The sequence below is a fragment of the Streptomyces camelliae genome, assembly GCF_027625935.1.
Classification (GTDB): domain Bacteria; phylum Actinomycetota; class Actinomycetes; order Streptomycetales; family Streptomycetaceae; genus Streptomyces; species Streptomyces camelliae.
Genome location: NZ_CP115300.1, coordinates 128,752 through 149,927, shown reverse-complemented (window position 1 = coordinate 149,927; position 21,176 = coordinate 128,752). Strand labels below are relative to the sequence as shown.

At 68.6% G+C, this 21,176-nt stretch carries 19 protein-coding genes and 2 pseudogenes; 13 read left to right on the top strand and 8 right to left on the bottom strand.

Annotated features, from left to right (window positions below; translation table 11 throughout):
* Window positions 1–29 precede the first annotated feature (29 nt).
* The gene (locus O1G22_RS00660) at window positions 30–1,019 is read left to right on the top strand and encodes a helix-turn-helix transcriptional regulator (protein ID WP_270079455.1); all 990 of its coding nucleotides are present in this window, start codon (window positions 30–32) and stop codon (window positions 1,017–1,019) included.
* A gap of 78 nt (window positions 1,020–1,097) precedes the next feature.
* On the opposite strand, the gene O1G22_RS00655 is transcribed toward O1G22_RS00660, so the two are convergent.
* Window positions 1,098–1,412, bottom strand: a complete 315-nt coding sequence (locus tag O1G22_RS00655) for a hypothetical protein (RefSeq protein ID WP_270079454.1) — start codon at window positions 1,410–1,412, stop codon at window positions 1,098–1,100.
* A gap of 305 nt (window positions 1,413–1,717) precedes the next feature.
* Here O1G22_RS00655 and O1G22_RS00650 point away from each other — a divergent pair, with 305 nt between their 5' ends.
* Window positions 1,718–2,029 carry a hypothetical protein gene (locus O1G22_RS00650; protein WP_270079453.1) on the top strand — a complete coding sequence of 104 codons (312 nt, stop codon included), beginning with the start codon at window positions 1,718–1,720 and terminating at the stop codon, window positions 2,027–2,029.
* Between the two features lie 38 nt (window positions 2,030–2,067).
* Here the strand turns inward: O1G22_RS00650 and O1G22_RS00645 are convergent, their stop codons facing one another.
* From O1G22_RS00645 to O1G22_RS00635, 3 genes are all read right to left on the bottom strand, one after another.
* Entirely contained in the window at window positions 2,068–3,885 is a 1,818-nt protein-coding gene (locus tag O1G22_RS00645; RefSeq protein ID WP_270079452.1) for a hydroxysqualene dehydroxylase, read from the bottom strand.
* Between the two features lie 443 nt (window positions 3,886–4,328).
* The gene (locus O1G22_RS00640; protein ID WP_270079451.1) at window positions 4,329–4,955 is read right to left on the bottom strand and encodes an HAD family acid phosphatase; all 627 of its coding nucleotides are present in this window, start codon (window positions 4,953–4,955) and stop codon (window positions 4,329–4,331) included.
* Between the two features lie 888 nt (window positions 4,956–5,843).
* The gene (locus O1G22_RS00635) at window positions 5,844–6,137 is read right to left on the bottom strand and encodes a hypothetical protein (RefSeq protein ID WP_270079450.1); all 294 of its coding nucleotides are present in this window, start codon (window positions 6,135–6,137) and stop codon (window positions 5,844–5,846) included.
* A gap of 368 nt (window positions 6,138–6,505) precedes the next feature.
* On the opposite strand from O1G22_RS00635, the gene O1G22_RS00625 reads away from it, so the two are divergent.
* The 6 genes from O1G22_RS00625 (at window position 6,506) to O1G22_RS00600 (ending at window position 11,323) form a co-directional block, all read left to right on the top strand.
* Complete coding sequence (locus O1G22_RS00625; RefSeq protein WP_270079448.1) at window positions 6,506–7,468, top strand: transposase; 963 nt, start codon at window positions 6,506–6,508, stop codon at window positions 7,466–7,468.
* A 121-nt stretch (window positions 7,469–7,589) separates the two neighbouring features.
* Entirely contained in the window at window positions 7,590–7,736 is a 147-nt protein-coding gene (locus tag O1G22_RS00620) for a hypothetical protein (RefSeq protein ID WP_270079447.1), read from the top strand.
* Window positions 7,733–8,041 (top strand): hypothetical protein, encoded by a 309-nt coding sequence (locus O1G22_RS00615; RefSeq protein ID WP_270079446.1) that lies wholly within the window; start codon window positions 7,733–7,735, stop codon window positions 8,039–8,041. The genes O1G22_RS00620 and O1G22_RS00615 overlap by 4 nt, the downstream gene beginning before the upstream one ends.
* A gap of 229 nt (window positions 8,042–8,270) precedes the next feature.
* The gene (locus O1G22_RS00610; RefSeq protein WP_270079445.1) at window positions 8,271–8,786 is read left to right on the top strand and encodes a PadR family transcriptional regulator; all 516 of its coding nucleotides are present in this window, start codon (window positions 8,271–8,273) and stop codon (window positions 8,784–8,786) included.
* Window positions 8,783–9,529 (top strand): ABC transporter ATP-binding protein, encoded by a 747-nt coding sequence (locus O1G22_RS00605; protein ID WP_270079444.1) that lies wholly within the window; start codon window positions 8,783–8,785, stop codon window positions 9,527–9,529. Before O1G22_RS00610 ends, O1G22_RS00605 begins: the two co-directional genes overlap by 4 nt.
* 3 nt (window positions 9,530–9,532) lie before the next feature.
* Entirely contained in the window at window positions 9,533–11,323 is a 1,791-nt protein-coding gene (locus O1G22_RS00600) for an ABC transporter permease (RefSeq protein WP_270079443.1), read from the top strand.
* A 1,105-nt stretch (window positions 11,324–12,428) separates the two neighbouring features.
* On the opposite strand, the gene O1G22_RS00595 is transcribed toward O1G22_RS00600, so the two are convergent.
* The gene (locus O1G22_RS00595; RefSeq protein WP_270079442.1) at window positions 12,429–13,058 is read right to left on the bottom strand and encodes a hypothetical protein; all 630 of its coding nucleotides are present in this window, start codon (window positions 13,056–13,058) and stop codon (window positions 12,429–12,431) included.
* Window positions 13,059–13,550: 492 nt separating this feature from the next.
* Between O1G22_RS00595 and O1G22_RS00590 the strand changes: the two genes are divergently transcribed.
* Window positions 13,551–15,008, top strand: a complete 1,458-nt coding sequence (locus O1G22_RS00590; RefSeq protein WP_270079441.1) for a ricin-type beta-trefoil lectin domain protein — start codon at window positions 13,551–13,553, stop codon at window positions 15,006–15,008.
* Window positions 15,009–15,035: 27 nt separating this feature from the next.
* Window positions 15,036–15,865, top strand: a protein-coding gene (locus O1G22_RS00585) for an IS5 family transposase (protein WP_428986469.1) whose coding sequence is annotated in 2 segments (ribosomal slippage) — window positions 15,036–15,372 and window positions 15,372–15,865 — 831 coding nt in all. Because the reading frame shifts where the segments join, the coding sequence is not laid out codon by codon here.
* A 304-nt stretch (window positions 15,866–16,169) separates the two neighbouring features.
* On the opposite strand, the gene O1G22_RS00580 is transcribed toward O1G22_RS00585, so the two are convergent.
* Entirely contained in the window at window positions 16,170–17,699 is a 1,530-nt protein-coding gene (locus tag O1G22_RS00580) for an APC family permease (RefSeq protein ID WP_270079440.1), read from the bottom strand.
* Window positions 17,700–18,396: 697 nt separating this feature from the next.
* Here O1G22_RS00580 and O1G22_RS00575 point away from each other — a divergent pair.
* Window positions 18,397–18,660 (top strand): hypothetical protein, encoded by a 264-nt coding sequence (locus O1G22_RS00575; protein WP_270079439.1) that lies wholly within the window; start codon window positions 18,397–18,399, stop codon window positions 18,658–18,660.
* A gap of 92 nt (window positions 18,661–18,752) precedes the next feature.
* Here O1G22_RS00575 and O1G22_RS00570 read toward each other — a convergent pair.
* Window positions 18,753–19,076, bottom strand: a pseudogene (locus O1G22_RS00570) (transposase); the annotation flags it as partial.
* Between O1G22_RS00570 and O1G22_RS00565 the strand changes: the two are divergent.
* Window positions 19,076–19,220, top strand: a pseudogene (locus O1G22_RS00565) (DinB family protein); the annotation flags it as partial. The pseudogenes O1G22_RS00570 and O1G22_RS00565 sit on opposite strands and share 1 nt — an antisense overlap.
* 356 nt (window positions 19,221–19,576) lie before the next feature.
* Window positions 19,577–20,269, top strand: coding sequence for a SpcZ (locus tag O1G22_RS00560; protein WP_270079438.1), 693 nt, complete (start codon window positions 19,577–19,579; stop codon window positions 20,267–20,269).
* A gap of 31 nt (window positions 20,270–20,300) precedes the next feature.
* On the opposite strand, the gene O1G22_RS00555 is transcribed toward O1G22_RS00560, so the two are convergent.
* Entirely contained in the window at window positions 20,301–21,173 is an 873-nt protein-coding gene (locus tag O1G22_RS00555) for a TauD/TfdA dioxygenase family protein (protein WP_270079437.1), read from the bottom strand.
* Window positions 21,174–21,176: the final 3 nt, after the last annotated feature.

The following is a 21,176-nucleotide window of genomic DNA, read 5'->3' as shown; positions in this document are numbered from 1 at the left end:
CGGTCCTGTATTCGCGTTAGGCTGCGAACATGCCTCGACCCACCGGCCGCGTGCTGACACTCCTGGAGCTACTGCAGTCGGGCGGCACCCGGACGGTGGCCGAACTCGCCGACCGGCTCGGCGTCGAAGGGCGCACCGTGCGGCGGTATGTGGACCAGCTGATCGACCTGGATGTGCCCGTGGAATCGGTGCGCGGCCGCTACGGCGGGTACCGGCTCGCCCCCGGGTACCGCTTGCCTCCGCTCATGCTCAGCGACGACGAGGCGCTGGCCGTTCTGCTCGGCCTGGTCGCCGGCCGCCGAGCAGGGTTGACGACGACGCAGCGCACGGCGAGCGAGACGGCATCGGCGAAGATCCGGCGGGTGCTGCCCAAGCACATCGCCCGCAGGCTCGACACACTCCTGGAGGCCGTCGCCTTCACGGATCAGCCCGATGATTTCGACACCCCGGACGCCGAGGTCCTGCTCACCATCGCCGATGCGGTGCGCCACCGCCGACCGGTCTCGATCCGCTACACCGACCGCGACGGACGGCGCAGCGAACGCACGCTGCACGCGTACGGGATCGTCGCCCACGCGGGCCGGTGGTACGTCGCTGGCCAGGACGCCCAGATCGGCAAGGACCGAACCTTCCGGCTCGATCGCATCGCAGACGCACGAACCCTGCCCGGCTCATTCGAAGCGCCCGCGGGTCCCGATCCGGCACATCGCCTGTTGTCAGCCTTCGCCACGGCCGAGTACCGGCACGAGGTGACCTTGCGGATCCACGGGACGGTTGAGCAGATCCGCGCCCACCTTCCCGCCAGCGTCGCGAACCTGGAGGAGTACGCGCCCGGGGCAGGCGAGGACCGGGCGACCGAGCGTTGGCTGCGCGTCGAGCTGCGCGTGGAGCGGCTCGACTGGTTGCCTCCGGTACTCGCCTCACTCGACCGGCCGTTCGTCATCGAGCGCCCCGATGAACTGCGCGACTTCGTCATCGCGCTCGCCGATCGCTTCGCGTCCTACGCTCGCCAAGCCTGACCGCGAGGAACCAATGTCACGCGATGGCACAGCTAGATTTCGTCACTCAATTCTCAACGAGACCCGGGGGCACCGATGTTACGGGCGGGCGACGAAGCGGCCGTCGGGCAGTCTGCGCAGCCAACCCCGCCCGGCGAGCTTGGACAGCTTCCCGCGCAGCGGTTCCAGCCTGCGGCGGATGCCGGTGTCCAGTCCGAGTGCCTCGCCGACCTGCCGCGTCATCACCGGCCCACCCGCCGAGCGGACTGCGGCGAGGATCCGCTGGTGCTCGCCCGGCAGCGCGGTCTCCTCCACGCCGAGGCCGCGGTGCGGGACCAGCAGCACCGCATGCCCGCCGACCTGGGCCGACGTTTGAGCGGCGACGGCCGACTCCTGGGCGAGCTGCTCGCGCATTCGCGTCAGGACCCGTACAGCGAGCGAGTTCGTCCCGCTCGGCCCGCACCTCCTCCAACTGCATGACCAGCTGCCCCTCCAGCTGGTCCAGCTCCGCGTGCCGCCTGGCGATCCGTTCCAGCGCATGCCGGGATCCGCCATGGCCGCGAGAGTAGAAACGGCGTGCCCACCGGCGGGCCGAAACCCGGGTAGCCGCCCTGACAGACGATCTACCCGTCAGACTGCCGCCCACGAACAGGGCCAGTCCACCGTACAACCCGCACGCCAGCCACCCTGAACAGCAACTTCACGATGCCCAACGCTCCGTGGACTGCGGCCGTCTTCTCGAAGTCGGCGATGATGTCGGCCGTGTCGCGATCGCGTGCCTGGGCGAGCCAGGCGGTCAGCCGCGCCGCTGCCACCCCGGCGCCGATCGCGAGCATGTCGAGCGGGCGTTCCGGGTGCCGGGATACCCGGTGGTGCCGGTCCTGTCCGTCGTCGCCTGCGGCTACCCGCTCTACGAACTGCCGCTGGACACCTGCCTGCTCTTCGGCGGGGGCTGGCGCTGGTCGTCTACCTGCTCCACAGCCGCCGCAACTCGCGGCTGGAGACGGCCGATGGCTCGCGGGCTCGGGTGAACACCCCGCGTGACAGGACGTTGAGCGGCCCTTCCGGCTCACCCCAGGTCGAAGGTGTTGGGCAGACCCAGCCGGTAGCGCACCTCGTCGATCCGCTTCAGGGGCTCCATCTCCGGCGGCCGGTACAGCTCCCACACACGGCACCGCTCGGCGTCCGAACGGTCCGCGTCGAGCAGGGCGTTGACGGCTCGCCGTGCGGACTCGTTGGCGCCTTCCATGGTCGCGAGGTCGACGTCGGTGCGGACGTAGTCGCCCGCGAGGAAGAAGTTCGGGATCGCCGTCCGCGCCGAAGGGCGATGGTAGAGCGTCCCCGTCGGGTGGATGAGGAGCTGTTCGCGGTTGTGCGGGTCAGGGCCGCCCAGGCCCGTCACGGCCGGGTCCATGAACCAGCCGAGGCGGTCCTCGTCCCTGAGCGTGGTCTTGCCCGCCTCGTTCAGCCCGTCCTTCAGCTGCGCCCACAGCTCGGCGACGATCTCGTCCCTGGTGCACTCCTTGGCCGTCTTGCCGTACAGGATGCCGGGCTTGTCCCACTCCGAGATGATCGCGGAGAGGCAGTCGTGGGCCCGCCCGTCGCCGTAGTCGCGGGAGAAGTCCCGTACGTCCCAGAACTGCGCCTGGCCGACGGCCGTCACCGACCAGGGGGAGTCGAGGCAGTTGATGTGGCCGTGCACGACAGGTGTGGGCGTGCGCAGATAGAACATCACGCCGGTCATCCAGTCCGTCTTCAGCGCGTCGCACCGGCCGAGCTGCGGGTCGGCGGCGCGCAGGGCCCTGCCCCAGGTGGCGCGGGCGTGCTCGACGGGCATCGCGGAGACACAGTGGTCGGCGGTCACCGTGCGCTCGTGGCCGCCGTCGCGGGCCGCGACCCGGACCCCGGTCACCTGCCCGCCCTCATACCCGACCTCCAGGACCTGGGTCCCGGTGACGAATTCGACGCCGAGGGAGCGAAGATGCGCCTCCCAGGGGTCGATCCAGGCCTCGCTCGTGGGGGCGTTCAGGACGCGGTCGATGTCGGCGTCGCCGTCCAGCCCACGGCTGAGCAGGCCCCACAGGATCAGGGCCTCGATGATGACGCGGCCGACCGTCCTGGTCGACGCCACCTCGGCGCGGGTGGCGACGAGGTTGCGGGTCTGCCCGATGCCGAGGAGCGTCTGGTACTCCCTGCTCATCTCGCCCGCGCGGATGAAGTCCCACCAGGCGACCTTCTCCCACTGGCCCTCGCGGCGGGCGTCGCAACTGGTGAGGTGGACGAGGAGACGGTCGGCGAAGTAGGCCGCCTCGTGGGCGGGCAGCCGAGTGCCCACATCCAGGACGGACAGGACCTGGTCGCGGATCCAGGACGCGGTGATGTCGCCGGGCGCCGGCGGGGTCGTGACCCGGCGCAGCGGGAAGTGCAGGTCCGGGCGGCCCGAGCCGCGCGCGAACAACTCCTCGGTGGCGTTGCGGAGGTTGCCGTGGACGCCACCGGCGTTGCCGGGGAAGGGAATACGGCGCATCGTGTCCGGCAGGTTCCGGTAAAAGCCGGGGAAGAAGCGGAAGCCGTGCTCGCCGGGCAAGGGCCCCCGTCCGCCGGCGGCCGTGCCGGGGACGTCCATCGAGCGGGCCTTGCCGCCGAGGGTGTCGTAGTACTCGTAGACGGTGACGGCGTAGCCGCGTTCGGCGAGCTCATGGGCGGCGCTGAGCCCGGAGACCCCGCCGCCGAGGACTGCAACGCGCCGACGGGACGGCGTGGCAGCGGCGGCCCGCGCTACGGGCCCTAACGCGGTCGCGCCGACCGCGCCGCCGGCGGCCGTGAGGAAACGTCTGCGGGAATGCCCGACGGCCGGCTGCGACTGCCGCGCGTGTTCTGTTGTCATGACTCCAGGAGGGTAGGGAGGGTCCCGCGAGCCCGGAAGCGTGTCTCCCGTCCTCCACAGCATCCTCACCATCACAGACTCCGCCTCCACCCCCGCCGAAGGACACGAGGAGCATGGACGCCGGGCTCGGCGGCCTCATGCTCGCCCCAGTCCTGAACGTCCACGGCACGCCTGCCTCGAAACAGCAGACTTGATGGAGGAGTTCCGTGGCCTCATCCTGGCGGGCCGCCAGGTACTGCGGATCCATGTGCCGACCACCTCGCGGGAGCGGATCTTCTCCGCCGTCATCGGCGCCACAGGCAACGCCTGACTCGATGGCGTCCCTTCTCGTGTCACGAGCCCCTTCGTCGGCATGCTGCCGACCGGATGCGGCAGTTCCCGCCGGGCGATCCGGGCGATCCGGGCTCACGTCCACAGGCAGCCGCAGGCCCGGATCGCTCGATTCAGTCGAGCAGGCCGTTGTAGTCGGGCAGCTTGAACACGGTCTGAGCGTAACCTCCGTTCAGGTCCGTCGAGTTGTTGCCGATGTTGGCGACGATGGTGTAACCGTCGCTGGTCAGGTTCTTGCGGACCATGGTCTTGAAATCCTGGATCGGCTGGGTGAGCCAGTACAGGTCACGGGAGTAAAGGCCGTCGACGGGGTAGCCGACCTCGTCCAGGTTGTAGCTGGTGGCGGCATTGATCAGCTCGGGGCGAGCGCTGATGAAGAAGACCTTGGCGCCGTGTGCGTGGGCGTACTTGGCCAGCGCCAGCACCTGCGGGGTGGCCGGGGTCGGGTAGCCGCCCTTGTAGTACGACTCCAGCGCCGTGTTGTCGATGTCCAGCACGATCGCCGGCTGCTCGCCCGAGGGAACCTGGGCGAGAGCAGACGCGAGGTAGGTCTGCGCCTGATCTGTGACCGCGGTGACGTCAGCCAGCCATTGATCGTACGAGGGAGCTGTGGTGGCCGCAGCCTCGACAGTGCTGCTGCTGGCCACAGTTGCGGCGCCGGCCGGGGCAGCGATGCCCGTGGCGAGCGCCGCGGCCAGTGCCGCCACGGCAACGGCACGGGCAGGGTGAGTGATGTGCATGACAAATACCCTTCCAATGCAGGGGTAAGGGCGTTACGCGAGCTGGGCGTGTGATTCTGGTGGATTCTGAAGATCTTTGGCGAACCCCCGGTAACCATGACTCGTCCAACTCCACGCACGCAAGGGACAACCAGGCCAACCAGGCACACCAGCCCCGGCTGAGAAAGGGTCAGCAGAATGAAATACCCGAACGAAACCACTCAGGAGGCGTTCAGGGCCGCCGGTATGTCTCTGTCTCTTGTCAAACTGCCTGGCCAGAGAGGGACTTGGCTCTTCGTTCGTCGGCGGACGGCGTCATGGTGCGCGCGAGGCGCTGCTGCTCGTGCCGGTGACTGTGCCGTGGTCTTGCAGGCAGTCGGTGATCGTGTGTGAGGGCTGCGCCCTGCCTTCGGTGTTGGAGGCCTTCGCCCATACGCAGCCGGTGCGGGTGGAGAGCACGTTGCCCCAGGAGTTCGGGTGTTGGTCGCCGGAGAAGGCGGAGGAGTGGCGGCTTGGTCGCCTTTCCGGTGGGCGACGATGTGCCAAGCCCACTTGCTGGAGTTCGGACCGTAGACGTAACCCCAGCTGGCGGCGCAGCGCTGGGAGTGGAACAGCACCAGGAAGCCGTAGGGCGATCCGCCGGGGAAGGGCACGGGGCGCCGGTCGACTTCCTGCTCGTCCGGCCCGCAGTGGTCGGAGTAGGGATCGTCGCCGTCACGGACCGATATCGGTGGCGGCGAGGCTGTCGCCGCGGACGTCGTGGGAGCGAGGAGAGTACTGCTGGTCGAAGGCGGCGGGCTGGAGTTGTGGCCAGTGTCGTGAGAGTTGGCGATCATGGTGTCGACGGTCGTGCAATTGGTTCTGGCCGCGATTGCGTGATTGTGTGGACGCACGCCGTCGCTCTTGAACTCACCGCCTCCGGCCCGACACCGTCTCGGGGTGATGAGCCGGACCCGTGATCGCCGTCCAGCACAACTTGCAGAAGATCATGTCGTTGTCCTCAACGAAGGCGAGATCCGCAGGCTGATCTGGCACGGCCTTGGCCACCGCGAAGTCGATGGGCGCCTCCAAGTGGCACACCAGGTCGCCCTTGGCCCGCCAAAACGGGTCTGTCCCAGAGCTATGCGGCCACGGACGGAAGCTGTTGCCAGTCCGGACGAGCGCCTCGACCAGGTCGTGCATGTGTTGCTGCGTATGGGCCATGGCCACAGTCTGCACCGGCTGTCCCGGACCGTGAGGTGTGTGGAGCTAACGAGCTTGCCCTTTCACGGAACTGATGCCGTTGGTGATCTTCACTCGGAGAGGTGAAGATCACCAACAGTACCGATTCCGTGAATCTCCAGCTCATGCCCGAAGCAGAATGCGGGTGCGGAGGAGACGAGACGAGGCCCGGCCGTACATGGCCCGCTTGATCGTCTTGATTCGGTTGACGTGGCCCTCGACGATGCCCGAGCTCCACGGCAAGGTGAGGCCGGCGGTGACGGTTTGCGAGTCGAGGCACAGGCACTGTGCGAAAGAACGGAGGGGGTCGGTGCGTTGCGTTCGGCCTCGCGGATCCACTCCAACAACTGGTGACCGCGTCGGTGTTGGAGCAGGTCATGGAAGGTGCGGGCGAGATCGCAGGCCCGGGCGATATCGGGACATGCGAGCCGAGCGGCCAGGAGCTGCTCTTCTTCTGGGGGCCGCAGGGTGCCGTGGGGCAGCATGATCCACGTGGTGATCTTGCGCGAGCTGGGGATGGCGCCGCGGGCGGGTTTCACGGTGCCGGTGCGCAGGCCGGCGACGTAGCGGCGCACCGGCAGATCGCTGCCCTGGTAGCCGCGTTGTCGGATCTCCCGGAAGAGGTCGGTCGGGCTGGTCACGCCGCTGGTGAACTGCTCGGTCAGGTACGCGGTGTACGGCTCCAGCGCCCCTTTGGGACGACCATGCTGGCCTCCGCCCGCGATCGCCGCCCCAACGGTGTCCTGGAGCCGTTCAAGGCATATCTCAATGCCCGCTTCACCGAGGCGCAAGGCCAGGTCAGCGGCACCCGGCTGTTCCTGGAGATCCAGGCTCGCGGCTACCGCGGCAGCCGCCAGGTCGTCCGCAAACACCTCGCCGGCCTCCGCGCGGGCACCGCCGAACCGATCCGGGCCGACATCCCGAGCCCTCGCAAGATCACCTCGTGGATCATGCGGCCCCGGGAGACGCTCACCGAAAGCCAGGACGAGCGCCTCCTTCAGGTCCGGCTCGCCTGCCCGGACATCACCCGGGCCTGCGACCTCGTCCGGGCCTTCACAGATCTGGTGCGTCACCGGCGCGGATTCCTGCTGCTGGAGTGGATCCGCCAGGCCGAACAGGACGCACCGAAGCCGATGCAGGGCTTCGCCGGCTTCCTCCACCAGGACCTCGACGCCGTCACTGCCGGATTCACGCTGCCGTGGAGTTCCGGTGCTGTCGAAGGGAACGTGAACCGCGTCAAAACGCTCAAGCGAGCCATGTATGGCCGGGCCTCGTGCAGCCTCCTCCGGACCCGCATCCTGATCCGCCCATGAGATGGTGAGGCCGCACGCAAGGGGCGTGCACCCACGGACTCCAGAGGACTCCTGCATGCCTGAGCGTGGTCTCGACTCATCCTGGCTGCATGATGCGTGGTGTCAACAGGTTTCACAAGGCGTGAGCCAGCTGATGGAAACCTTCGAGGAGACGCGCGGCTACCCCGCGGGGGACAACGAGGTGGCGCTGGCCGACGATGAGACGCGGGCTGCGGTCACCCTCCTGACGAACCACCGGCCGGAGCCCTGCTGTCGCTCTTCGCCGTGATCGACAGCGTGTCTCTGCCCGACATCGGCAACGGGTACTTCATCCACCCGCCCTCTACCGTGACTGCGTACCTGGACGAGTACGGCGCGGTTCCCCTCAAGAATGGCGATCATGGAATCGTCTTCGGGAGCGACGGCGGTGGCAATCTCTTCGCTCTCGCGGCCAACGGCACGGTCCACAAGTCCAGGACTGCATCCTGGAACGACGAGTTCTATGCCGTGGCCGCCAGTCTGCGCGACTTCCTTGAGCAACTTCACGATGTCATTGATCAGTTCGCCGCCACGGGCCACCCCGGGGCTCTCTGAACTTCACGCACCGCCTGGCCGCACGCGTCCTTCGTGGGTTCACGGAACTGCGGCCAGAGCCTTGAAAATCCCCGGGTTCGCTCCTGGTCCCCGCTTGGTTGTCGGCCTCGTCAATGGGGCTGGCAGGGCGTTGCGGCTCCGGGCTTTGGGCTGCTGCGTCGCAGAGCCGGTTGACGTAGCCAGGGGATAACCGTTAGACCTATCCGCTAGGTGCGGAGGGGGGTGAGGGATGCAGGACGCGTTGCTGGCGATGCTGGTCAAGGAGCCGGCCCACGGGTATGCCCTGCGTGCCCGGCTGCAGGCGGCGCTGGGGCCGCTGGGTGCGGCGATGAACCCGGGTCAGGTGTACGTCACCTTGTCGCGGCTGGAGAAGGCCGGCCTTGTGGCATGCACGGACGCCGCGGAGCCGGCTGACCGCAAGGTCTACGAGGCCACCGCCGCCGGCCGGGAACGCGTGACGCGGTGGCTCGCGGGGGCGGGGTGGCCGAAGCCGGATCTGGCCGGGTTCCACCTGAAGCTCGTCGCCGCTGCCGCCAGTGGTCTCGCTGATCCGGTGGATCTTGTGGCTGTGCAGCGCCGGGAGTTGATGCGTCGGCTGCGTGACGCTCAGCGGGCGGCCCTGGAAGAGCCCGGCGATGAGGTGTCCGCGCTGCTGCTGGAGGGGATCGTGCTGCGGCTGGAGGCGGATCTGCGCTGGCTGGAGGCGTGCGAGCGGATGTGGCGTGGGAACAGGGAGGGTGCATGACCGGGGATGCGAGCGGCGCCTGGCTGCTGCAGGCGCGTGGGGTGTCCAGGGGGCACGGCGAGGGTGAAAGTCTGGTGCGGGCGGTCGACGACGTCGACCTGGAGGTCCGTGCGGGTCAGAGCGTGGCCGTGATGGGTCCGAGCGGTTGCGGCAAGTCCACGCTGCTGAACCTTCTTGGCGGTATGGACCGCCCGACCCGCGGGGAGATCTGGCTGGCCGGTCACCGCCTGGACGTGCTCGGCGAACGGGCTCTGGCCCGGCTGCGCCGTCGGCACGTCGGCTTCGTCTTCCAGTCCTTCCATCTCATGGACGAACTGTCCGCGGTGGAGAACGTGGAGTTCCCGGCGCTGCTCGCCGGGTGGGGACGCCGTCGGGCCCGCCGTCGGGCCGTCGAGCTGCTGGAGCAGGTCGGGTTGGGCGACCGGGCGAGCCACCTCCCGTCGGCGCTGTCCGGGGGACAGCGCCAGCGGGTCGCGATCGCACGCGCACTCGCCAACACGCCCTCGCTCATCCTGGCCGACGAGCCGACCGGCAACCTGGACAGCTTGGCGACGCGCGAGGTGCTCCGCCTCTTTCAGGATCTGCGCGTCGCCGGGCAGACGCTGGTGATGGTCACGCACGATCCGCGGATCGCCGCCACCGCCGACCGGCTGATCACCATGCACGACGGAACCTTCGTCGACGACACCGCCTTTCCGCAAGCCCGGACCCCGGCCGCTTCGCTGATCGACCTGGAGGGGTGAGCGATGGGCCGCCTCATCCTGATAGCCCGCCTCGCCCTGCGCGGCCTGCGCCGCCACTTGCTTCAGTCCCTGATTCTGGTTTCGGCCGTGACCGCCGCCTGCGGCGCCGTGGCGCTCGGGATGACGCTGCGCGACGCGGCGGGACAGTCCTACGCGCAGATCCGGGCCGCGACCGACGGGCCGGACGTGATGGCCATGCCGATCGGCACCGGAGACACAGCCCTGCACGACCTGACTCCGCTGTTCGACCTGCCGGGGATCGCTGCGCACAGCGGGCCCTACCCCGTCGCCTTCCCCATGGTCCAGGCGCACGGGCTGACCGTGCAGGCCGTCGTGGAGGGACGCGCCACGACACCGGACGTCATCGACCACCCGCAGCTGACCCAGGGCAGCTGGGTGCGTCCCGGAGGAGCGGTGGTCGAACGCGCCTTCGCTCTCGCGCTCGGACTGCACACCGGAGAGCACCTCACCGTCGCCGGGCGGACCTTCACGGTCACCGGCATCGCCCTCACCGCTGCCGCCGGGCCCTACCCGAGCGCCGAGTGGTCCCCTCAGGGAGGCGGTCCCGCCCAGAGCGCCGGCTTGCTCTGGCTCACCCAGGCCGACCTGCGCAGCCTCGCCTCACCCCAGCTGCCGCTGTCCTACACCGCGAACTTGAAGCTGGCCGAGCCGCAGCACGCCGAGGCATTCGCGAACTCCCCGTCCGTGCAGGCCGTCCGGGTGAACGTGCGCGCCTGGCAGGACTTCGCTCGGGACAACGCCGACGGTCTGCGCCCCGTGCACGACGCCGTCACGGTCGGCAGCTGGCTCCTGGTAAGCCTCGCCCTTGCCGGGGCGAGCGCTCTGGTCGCAGGCCGCATGGCCGAACAGACCCGCAGGGTCGGGCTGTTCAAGGCGGTCGGCGCCACCCCGGGCCTGGTGGCCGCGGCGCTGCTGACCGAGTACTTGGCTGTGGCCCTGGCTGCGGGCGTGGTCGGTCTGGCCCTGGGATGCCTGCTCGCGCCCGCGCTCAGCGACCCCGGCGGCGGGCTGCTCGACACGGCATTCGCCGCCCCCTCGGCAGGTACCGTCGTGGCGGTCGCCGTCACCGCGCTCGCGATCTCCGCCGGCGCAGCGATCGGTCCCGCGTGGCGGGCCGCCCGCACCAGCACCGCCCACGCACTCGCCGATCCAGCCCGCGCACCCGGGCAGCATTCCGCGCTCGCCGCAGGCGCCGCTTGGCTGCCCGTCCCGCTCATGCTCGGACTGCGCCTCGCCGCCCGTCGTCCACGCCGTGCACTCCTCACCGCGGCCAGCACCTTCACCGTCACCACCGGGCTCTCCGCGATACTGACCTTCCAGGCCCAACCGCCGTTCCGGCTCGACCTGGGCGCATCCACCCTGCCCGATCCGAGGTTTGTGCTGACCCACCACATCGTTCAGGGCGTCATCGTCGCCGTGATCGTGCTGGCCGTGGTCAACGCCGCCGCCACCGCCTGGAATGCTGCCCTCGATGCAAGACGTCCCCTGGCCGTCGCCCGCACGCTGGGCGCTACTCCGGGGCAGGTCACCACGGGACTGATCGCGGCTCAGTTGCTGCCGGCCCTGCCCGCGGCCGCGATCGGCGTTCCGGCCGGCATGGGTCTGTACGCGCTCCTGCAGGTCGGCCCCGATGCCGTGATCCTGCCCTCCTCCGCGCAGACCGCGTGCATGGTCACAGCGACGCTCCTCGGTCTCGCAGCGCTGACCGCGGCCCCGGCCCGCCTCGGCGCCCGCCAACCCGTCCACAAGGCCCTGCACAGCGAGCAGAACTGACGCCTCACGCACCATCCATCCGCCGACCAACTCACCCGCGGGCGGGGAACCGGTGTAAGCAGGTCTGGCCATCGGCAGGGCGAGTGGTGGGGATTTTTCAAATAGCGCCAACAGCATGGGAGCTTGGCCGGTGTGATCGGCACACTGGATGCGGTAGCGGGCGCGTGACAGGATCAGAGTGTGACTGATCATGGTGAGCTGTCCCTGCGATCCGGAGGAAAGTCCTTACGCGTAGCGATCGCGGTGTCCGCACTGTCGGCGATTGCCGCAGGGGCTGCGGCCGGACTCGGAGTTGCGCAGGCCGAAAAGTGGGGGATCCTCTCCGGAACCATCTGTGTGGCGACCGTTGTGGGCGCTGCCTGCGTGGCCTCGGCCGCCTTGTGCCAGCGCATCCACTGCGCGTCGTAGTCGTCGCCGGCCAGGCCTGCGAGCTTCGGGCGCTCTGCTTCGGCGGATCGTTCCAGCGTGATCAAGTCATCGGGCCCTCTGTCACGGGCGGATTCTGGATTGTGGACCCAGCCGGCTTGCTCTCGGGGCTACCGGCCGATCGGGTACAGCCGGCTGCCTTCGGCCGTACGTCACGCGGGTGCAGTTGCCGGCGCCGTCTTTCAACGCGTGGCACGACGGCTGAGACGTGGAGGTGTGCTGCCCATGCCCCGGTCGCTGTCTGCTCAGGTCTGCGGTGCGGCTGTGGATCGGGCGGCACCCTCGGATACCCGGCGTCTTTGCGGACGTGGCCGGCAGGGCCGGGGCGGTCGGCGGTCGGCGGGCTCAGCGGGTTGGTTGCAGGTGTTGTGGGTCGTGGGTCGGTTTTCTGGTGCGTGTCCGATGTCTTGTCTCACCCGTTCGGGGGTGGGGAATCGCCGGGAGGGGTGCGGGTGGTGTGGGTGTGGGGAGATGTGCCCGCGGGAAGCGTTCGGGGCGGTTATCCCCAGGTGGGTCGGCCGATGGAGGGAAGGACGCCGGCCCGGGCGCCAGGGGTGTGACCTCTGGTGTCCGGGCCGGTGGTGCGTGCATGGCGCGTGGGTTGTCAGACAATGGGGTTGGGGTGTCCCCGGCCCGATTCCGGCGGGCCGGGGCCCCGTGTGGTGCTGTGGGCTTCGGGTCAGTCCCAGCCGCCCTCGCCGCCCCAGCCGCCCTCGCCACGCTCGCCGCCCTCGCCGCCCTCGCCGCGCTCGCCGCGCTCACCGCGCTCGTCGCAGACGACGCGGAAGCTGGCGACGATGCCGTCCTTGACGTGGATGGCCTTGGTGTGGAGGTCGTCGACGCCGAAGCTGGAGCTGTGGGGGCCGACGGTGGCGATGGGGGCGCCGTTGTCGCAGACCGCGCCGCGGAAGACCTCTACCCGCTTGTGGCTTTCGTTGCGGATGTTCAGGGTCTTGGCGCCCAGGCCGCTGACGACGGTGATGCAGTCACCGGGGTGGGCGGAGTAGGACCGCTCGTTGACCTCGATCCGGCCCTCCTCGTGGCGCCTGCCTTCCTCGCGCCGGCCTTCGTTGCCCTTGCCTTCGTTGCCCTTGCCCTGCCCTTCGTTGTTGTTGCCGTTGTTGTTGTTCTTGCCCTGTCCGGGGTCGTTGCTGAGGGGGGCTGCCGGGGCGGCGGCCGGGGCGGCGGCGGCCTGGGCGGCCTGGGGTGCCTGGGCGGGGGCCGCCGAGGCGTAGGTGATGCCGGTCACGGCGAGCGCCGCGGCGGCCGAGACACCTGCGGTCACCATGGTGGAACGAGCGAGCTTCATGTCGCTTCTCCTGTCTGGATATCTCGGAGATGTCGGCTCGTCAGCCGACTGCGACCAAACCTACTCACAGCTGTCATATCAGTCATATCGGAAGATGAGCGGCATGGAGCCGATCGGGGTATATAGGGCCCCGTCTCCCCTTCGACCGGGACATGAAGTGGCCGAGAAAAAAGGCCTATTGAATGCCTGTTGGTCCTTCCGGATGATCTGCTGACGCCCCTTCACCCCTTGCCGACCGTGTGTCGCTGCGAAATCCATGAACTGATCCGTGTTAAAGGATCGGCTGTGTCAAAGGCGTGAGTGATGCGCATCATGACCCCGGGCACGCACGCCGGATGTCGACTACGGCTACACCCAGCAGGGCAACCTGGACGGCATCGGCGGCTTCATCACCACGGCCAACACACCCGACTACCTCGACACCGCCGTCCACGCGGCCCTGCCTCGTACTGGCAGACCTACAGCTACGACCTGCTCGGCAACCGCACAAGCATGGTCGACCACGACACCACCGGCAACGCGCTCAACGACACCACCCAGACCACCGCCTACACCGGCACCGACGGCACCGCCACGGCCACCCTGCCCAATCAGGCCGGCACCACCACCAGCAGCAACCCGACCACGGGCACGGCGACCGGGACGCCGAGCTACACGGACACCGGCTACACGCCTAACAAGAACGCCGGCAACACCATGAGCCGGAAGGTCTCCACCACCAGCCCGCTCATCTCGGCGCTGACCACCAGCACAGGCAAGAAACTGTGCGTCGACGACGCGACGTCGTCCACCACCGACGGCAACAAGATCCAGATCTACACCTGCAACGGCACCAGCGCCCAGAACTGGACGATAGGCACGGACGGCACCATCCGCGGCATCGGCGGCAAGTGCCTGGACGTCGCCAGCAGCGGCACCGCCAACGGCACCAAGATCGACCTGTACACCTGCAACGGCACCGGTGCCCAGCAGTGGAAGGCCGCGGCCAACGGCTCGCTGGTCAACCCCCAGTCCGGCAAGTGCCTGGACGACCCGTCCAGCTCCACCACGACCGGCACCCAGTTGCAGATCTGGACGTGTAACGGAACCCAGGCCCAGACCTGGAACCCGGTCGCCTCCGGCAGCAAGATCCCGGCCGGCCAGACCCAGACCCTCACCTACGACCCCGAAGGCCGCACCGCAACTGTCACCACTTCCTCGGGCACCAGCAACACCACCAGCAGCTACCTCTACGACGCCGATGGCAACCTGCTGGAGCAGACCAGCAGCACCGGCGGCACCGACAAGACCCGCATCCTGTATCTGTTCGGCGGCACCGAACAGATCACCCTGAACGTCTCCGCCAAGACCTGGACCGGCCTGCGCTACTACTCAGGCCCCGACGGCACAACGGTCACACGCTCCAGCACCGGCACGGTCAGCTACCAGATCGCCAACCTCCAGGGCACAGCGACGACGGCCGTCGACGCCGGCACCCTGGCAGCCACCCGCCGCTCCTACGACCCCTACGGCAACCCTCGCGGCACCAAGCCCGCCACGTGGGTCTCCGCCGACGAGAACCACGGCTACCTCGGCCAACCCACGGACACCACCACCGGCCTCGACCTCCTGGGCGCCCGCAACTACGACCCCAACCTCGGCCGCTTCCTCGCCCCCGACCCGGTCTTCGAAGCCGGCGACCCCAGCCAGATGGGCGGCTACACCTACGCCGGTGACAACCCCTCCACCAGATCCGACCCCAGCGGCCTCTTCCTGCCGATTCTCGACGGAGGCGGCGGCACACCCAGCACCAACAGCAACATCGACAGCGGCTCCATCCGCCCGCACCCTCCACCACACCGGCGCCTCCTATGGCGCCGACCCAGGGCTCCACACAGACCCCGACACCGACCCTCGGTGAAACCCCTTGCCAGCCTAAGGACTTCGGCACTAGGTCGTGTCTTTAATTGATCTTGAGTGGTGGATCATGGTCGGGTGATACGTCGCCATGAACTGTCCGATGAGGAGTGGGAGTTCCTCCGTCCGCTGCTGCCCGAGTCCTTGCGCGGGCGGAAGCGGTTGGACGATCGAACCGTGCTCAACGGGATCGTGTGGAAGTTCCGGACGGGCACGGCCTGGCGGGACGTGCCTGAGCGGTACGGCCCCTGGCATACGCTGCACACCCGCTTTCGCCGGTGGGCCCTGGACGGAACCTTCGAGCGGATGCTCGAGGCCGCCCAGGCCCGGGCGGACGCGGCCGGAGAGGTCGACTGGCTGGTGTCGGTCGACTCCACCGTTGTCCGTGCCCACCAGCATGCCGCCGGGGCCCGGAAAGGGGGCGCTGCAGCCCGGCACTCGGACGCTCCCGGGGCGGCCTGACCAGCAAGGTTCACCTGGCCTGCGATGCCTTCGGGCGTCCACTCGCGTTCGTGCTCACGGGCGGCAGCACCAACGACTGCACCCAGTTCACCACCGTGATGGAGGCGATCCGGGTTCCTCGCATGGGCCCGGGCCGTCCCCGGGCGCGGCCCACCCACGTGCTGGGCGACAAGGGCTACAGCTCCCGCGCGATACGGACCTGGCTGGGACGCCACGGCATCAGCCACACCATCCCCGAGCGGGCCGACCAGATCCGCAACCGGCTCCGGCGCGGCAGCCGAGGCGGCCGCCCGCCGACCTTCGACAAGCAGCTCTACAAGCAGCGCAACGTCGTGGAACGGTGCTTCAACCGCCTCAAGCAGTGGCGCGGCATCGCGACCCGCTACGACAAGACGGCCGAGTCCTACCAGGCAGCTGTCGCCCTCGCCTCGCTCCTGATGTGGGCGTGACATTTGAAGACAACTCCTGGTCGTAGTCGTATTGAACGACATAGTGAAGCTGCATGTCAGGGCCGTTACGGTGTCCGCTGCGGCTCCTTTTTGTGTCGTTCCCCGGAAGGTCGTGCTGGATTTCGCGGGATGTCCTGACGTCTTGTCACTTTCGTTCGCGCAGGACACGGCCTTGGTGACGGCGTAGCCTCAAGAACCGGAAGATCGTGCCATCGGCCGGTCCCGCGACGGACCGACCACGAAGGTCCGCCTCGCGGCACGCGGACGGCCTTGTACCGACCCTGGCCGACGAGGTCCCGGAATGCTACTCCCCGGTGGCAGGTGCGGTGCGGGTCGGTCGGCCCAGCACCCAGAAGAGCACGCCGAGGAGCATAAATGCGACGAGCGGGACGGCCTCCGTCAGCAGGTACCTCCAGCGCTCGCCGTAACTCCAGCCGGCCGGCGCGTAGCCGGAGCCGAACCAGTGGTCGCCGAGTCCCGGGGCGACCAGCTGCACGCTGGCGAACAGGATGAGCAGGGTGAGCACCGTGCTGATGGTGCGGGGGATGGGTGCCCTGTAGGGGCGGGGGAAGTCCGGAGCCTTGCGGCGCAGTACGGCGAGCGCCGGGAAGATGCCCAGGTAGCTGACGAGGGTGGTGGAGACGGCGAGGCCGAGGACGGCGCCGAAGAGCTTGCCGGCGCTGCCGCCCGTCAGTTGGTGGGCCAGGACGAGGACGGTCGTGGAGACCGCACCGCTGAGGATGTTGACCCGTAGGGGGGTGCCGAACCGGCTGGAGATGACGCCGAGGAACCGGGGTGCCGTGCCGTCGTAGCCGGAGACGGCGAGGGCACGGTCGGATCCCATGATCCACGTGACTCCGGAGGACAGCACCGTGAGGATGAACATGATCGCGGCGAGGTCTCCGAGCAGGCGGCCGGCGCCGCTGAGCGTGGCTGTGCCGTCGGCGGCGACATGGCCGCCGTACACAGTGAAGACCTGCCGGATGGCGTCGACGAAACCGCCGAGACCGGTGATGGCCTTGACCGGCAGGACGAGCAGGATGCCGAGGATCGGCAGCGCGTACAGCAGCACGGCGAGGCCGGCGCTGCGGAAGATGGCGAACGGCACGTCCTTCTGGGCGTCGGTCATCTCGTCGCCGGCGGTGTTGGGCAGCTCGAAACCGACGTAGTTGAACATCAGGACAGGTACCAGTCCGACGAATCCCGCGTAGGTCGGGGAGAAGTCGCCGACACCGAATCCATGCAGGCCGTGTCGGATGCCGTACACCACGACGGTGACGGTGAACAGTCCGAGGAGGATGAAACGGCTCCAGGCGCCGATGGTGGGAATCCACTTGCCGACGTCGAAGGAAAGGATCGCGGCGAGCACGCCCACCCAGACGAACACGAGCGTGAAGGCGTAGAAGGCCGGGGTGCTCAGGTTCTTCCCGTCGTTGAAGAAGGTGGTGTAGGCAGTGGCGGCGGACACGGAGAGCGTGCCGCCCAGCCACACCGGATTGGTGATCCAGTACAGGAAGTTGTTGACGGCACCGGCGAGCCGCCCGAAGGCCCGGCTGGTCCAGATGTAGGGACCGCCCTCATCGGGGAACGCGGCTCCCAGTTCGGCGGTGAGCAGTGCAGACGGCACGAAGAACACCGCGGCCAGCACGATGAGCCAGGTGAACGCTTCAGCACCCTTCGAGGCGACGGTGCCGATGGTGTCCACGCCGACGATGGTGCACAGGAGGAAGAACAGGATGTCGAAGCGGCCGAAGTGCTTGCGCAGCTTCTGCCGCTCCGCGAGAGCTGCTGCCGGCGTGTCGGCAGGCTCGGAGGTTATCTGACCAGCGGCCACCGGGAGCTCCTGCGTGCGTGTGGAAGGGGCGGGATGCGGCCAATGATCAGACGTACCTCAAAAGCACACAAGTGTTCATGTCTAACTCTTGACCATCACCTATCCACCCGAAATGCGACGGAAACCGCACCGAAACATGGGAATGGAGGCAGGGACCTCTTCGCCGAGCGGAGGTCGATCCGCTGCGCGCCGGTTGACGACCAGCGCTGCGCTTCCGCATGGTGTCACCCCGTGGCCGAGACCTGGATGGCGTTCCGCCGGGTGGTGTAGCCGATCAAGGCACCGGAATCCGGAGGTCGGCGACGGTGGTTCGGGGGGTGTCGAACGGGTGCCTGCGTGGGGCGGTCCGCATGCCGGACCGACGCTGCATCGTGTCCTGGAACACGTTCGGGGTCGGCTCCGTTGCCGTGCCCGCTGCTGGATCCGTGCTGGATTTCCTGACGTCTCGTCATCTGTGGCCATCCCTGGTTGTCCGCGCCTTTGCTGGATAGGTGCTGGATAGAACTGACCGGTCGGGTCGCGTCTTTTCTAGTGGTGTAGCCGATCAACGGGACGTTGTGTTGGTGGTGTTGGGTAGCGTGGGGGCTCGTTCGAGGAGCTCAGGGGGCTTACCTATCGCGGTGACCAGGCCGTTGATGTGGTCTGAGCGGCGCTCCGCCGGAGGTTGGGTCTTGCCAGGCCGGCCCAGCCCGCGAAGGTGATCACCTTGGTCGACCGGGCACTTTTTGTCTGCGAGAGCTTGGCTGACGGCGATGGCACCGTGGTTCAGCCTGACCCGCGGAATCCCGAACTCCTGGATGATCTGCTGGTCGGGTTTCCCGACCCCGACGACCCGGATGACGATGAGATCGACGACCTCGTGTGGAGCGTGAGCCCTGACGCAAACGAGCATCGGTTGATCCTCTGCGTCGGCTGGTCCCGGGCCCATGACTTCTCTCGTGCGGTCTTCGCCCTTGCGTAAAAGCACGGCCTGACCTGCTTTGACCCGCAGCGCAACGAGGTCCACAACCGATCGACGTCCTGAGGGGCGCGTGCCCCTTGTGGCGTATCGGGTCAATCGGCTGTCGTGCTGGTGGTGTTGGGCAGTACGGGGGCGCTTTCTGCGATCCACTCGTCGTGCAGTTCGAAGAGCACGGCGGTGACCAGGCGCAGGAGCGCGTCGTCGTCGGGGAAGACCTGGACGAGGTCGGTGCGGCGCTTGACCTCGCGGTTGATTCGCTCCAGCGGGTCGGTGGACTGGACCTTCTTCCAATGTCGCTCGGGGAATGCCGCGAAGGCGGTCAGGTCGTCGGCGACGGTGTCGAGCTGGGTGCGGACCGCGTCGGCGGTGGGCTGGGCGAAGATCGTGCGGATCGTGGCGGCGGCCATCTCGGCCGCTTCCGCCGACGGTGGGTCCCGAGCGGTTTCCTGGAGGGCATCGTCCTGCACGTCAACGGGGAGCTGATCCATGACGGCGCCGAGATTTCCCTGCTGCGCGACCTCTACCGCTGGCAGGACGCAGCCGTACCGCGCCGAATATGACTTTCCGGTGGGAGACCACCCCACGGCACCGCCCTCGATGCGGACGCGGAGGTAGAAGCCGATACGCTGCTTCACCTGGGAAGTGCCTCCTGCGGTTGCGGGAACAAGGACCTCGACGAGTCGTTCTTCCAGGGGTTCAAGCGCGAGTTGCTCCACGGAAGGCGCTGGACCTCGACGGGCACAGCCTCGGCTGGAGCTGTTCCGCCGGCTTACTGCAACCGGCGCCGTCGGCATTCCACATCACGTACGCTGTCACTCGTCGCATGAAACCCGGTGTCCACTCCCGGGATCAACCCCAACGGCTCTTCACCCAACCTTGGTTCCAGGGATGGGGCCCACGCGTTCTGGAGGCTGCGATGACGACCGAACCGGATGCCCTGCCCGAGGCCCTTCAGCCCGTGTCGGTACCGAGCTGGCTGGACCAAGTCCGCGAGGTGCTCGCCGAACCGGCGGCCGTCCACGACGGATGGGGGCACTCCGTGGCCGGGGTGCCCTTCGCCGCGGTCCACCACTGGCATGCCGGTGCGGTGGCGGATCTCATCGCTGAGGCAGTAGCCCGGCACGTTGCGGACGCTGCCCCGCACGACGCCCTGCGCGCCGTACACGCGCGCGCGGCAGCCGGCGAACCGATCGCTGAGGACGTGTGGTCGGCGGTGCTGGAGCCGGCGTTGCGCGAGGTGTACCGGATGGCCTATCCCCGCCTGCGGGTGCACGCGCGGGCGTCGTCGGCCGCGGCCTCCTTCGCGCGCTCGCGCGGCTGGTCCGCGGACGAGGCCGACCGCTATGGCGAGACCTACGCGCGCATGAACACGGAGGTGAGCGATCGCGTGCACGCGGAGGCGAACGCCATTGCGAACGCCGCCGCGTACGCAGGTGCCTTCGCTGCCGGGGATGCCCAGGAGTACGCCCGCGCCTGGCCGTTCGCCGTGGTGCGGGCCTGGATCGCCGCGTACGCGGGACCGGACGGCACTGCGGGGCCGGCGGCCGAGGAGGCCCGGGTGCTCCTTCGGGACGGCCTCGCCGACGCGGTGAGGCGCGCCACCCCGTGAGCAGGCGACGACGCCTCACCGGATCGTGCCGTCAGCCCTTGACGGGGCCGCCGTTGATGGCGACGCGCTGGCCGTAGCGGGCGTAGGGGTAGTAGTCGTACGTCGCGTGGTGCTGGACGCAGCGGTTGTCCCAGAAGACGAGGGTGCCCGGGGTCCAGCGCACGCGGCAGTGCAGGACCGGTCTGCGGGCGACGATGTCGAAGAGCATGTCGAGGAGGGCCTGGCTCTCCTGGGCGGAGAGCTGCGGGATGCGGCTGGTGTAGGCCTTGTTGACGTAGAGCAGCTTGCGGTCGGTCTCGGGGTGCCGGGCGACGAGCGGGTGTTCGCTCTTGGGGATGACGTAGTCCGCGGGCGGGGTGTAGCCCGCCAGGGCCTGGGCGCCGTCGTGGATGGCGGTGAGCGGGTCCAGCAGGGAGCGCATGGCCGGCGAGAGCATCTCGTAGGCGAGGTGCATGTTGGCGAAGAGAGTGTCGCCGCCGCAGCCCGGCTCGGGGATCTCGGTGATGTAGAGCATCGACCCGAGCGACGGTTCCGCGTCGGCGGTGCCGTCGGCGTGCCAGCCGTTGCCCGCCACGTTCGCGGCGGCCGACGTCGTGCGGATCTCCAGGATGTAGGGGTCGCCCTCGGGTGGCGGCGGGTTGACGGGACGCAGCTCGCCGAAGACGCCGGCGAAACGCTTGTGGTCCTCGGCGTTGATCGTCTGGCCGTGGAAGACGAGGACGTGGTGGTCGAGGAAGGCGGTGCGTATCTCGTCCAGTTGCTCGGCCGGGATCTCCTTGGACAGGTCCACGCCCGAGACCTCCGCGCCCAGCACGGGGGTGATCCGCTCGACCGTGAGGGTGCGGTAGGGGTACACGGGACGCGTGGTCACCGCTTCCAGTGCTTCGCGTTCGTATCGCTCCATGAC

What these genes read in the sequence shown, in the direction of transcription:
- O1G22_RS00660 (WP_270079455.1), top strand. Translation starts at nt 30, where the DNA reads ATGCCTCGACCCACCGGCCGCGTGCTGACACTCCTGGAGCTACTGCAG.
- O1G22_RS00655 (WP_270079454.1), bottom strand. Translation starts at nt 1,412, where the DNA reads ATGCGCGAGCAGCTCGCCCAGGAGTCGGCCGTCGCCGCTCAAACGTCG.
- O1G22_RS00645 (WP_270079452.1), bottom strand. Translation starts at nt 3,885, where the DNA reads ATGACAACAGAACACGCGCGGCAGTCGCAGCCGGCCGTCGGGCATTCC.
- O1G22_RS00640 (WP_270079451.1), bottom strand. Translation starts at nt 4,955, where the DNA reads ATGCACATCACTCACCCTGCCCGTGCCGTTGCCGTGGCGGCACTGGCC.
- O1G22_RS00635 (WP_270079450.1), bottom strand. Translation starts at nt 6,137, where the DNA reads ATGGCCCATACGCAGCAACACATGCACGACCTGGTCGAGGCGCTCGTC.
- O1G22_RS00610 (WP_270079445.1), top strand. Translation starts at nt 8,271, where the DNA reads ATGCAGGACGCGTTGCTGGCGATGCTGGTCAAGGAGCCGGCCCACGGG.
- O1G22_RS00605 (WP_270079444.1), top strand. Translation starts at nt 8,783, where the DNA reads ATGACCGGGGATGCGAGCGGCGCCTGGCTGCTGCAGGCGCGTGGGGTG.
- O1G22_RS00600 (WP_270079443.1), top strand. Translation starts at nt 9,533, where the DNA reads ATGGGCCGCCTCATCCTGATAGCCCGCCTCGCCCTGCGCGGCCTGCGC.
- O1G22_RS00595 (WP_270079442.1), bottom strand. Translation starts at nt 13,058, where the DNA reads ATGAAGCTCGCTCGTTCCACCATGGTGACCGCAGGTGTCTCGGCCGCC.
- O1G22_RS00590 (WP_270079441.1), top strand. Translation starts at nt 13,551, where the DNA reads ATGGTCGACCACGACACCACCGGCAACGCGCTCAACGACACCACCCAG.
- O1G22_RS00560 (WP_270079438.1), top strand. Translation starts at nt 19,577, where the DNA reads ATGACGACCGAACCGGATGCCCTGCCCGAGGCCCTTCAGCCCGTGTCG.
- O1G22_RS00555 (WP_270079437.1), bottom strand. Translation starts at nt 21,173, where the DNA reads ATGGAGCGATACGAACGCGAAGCACTGGAAGCGGTGACCACGCGTCCC.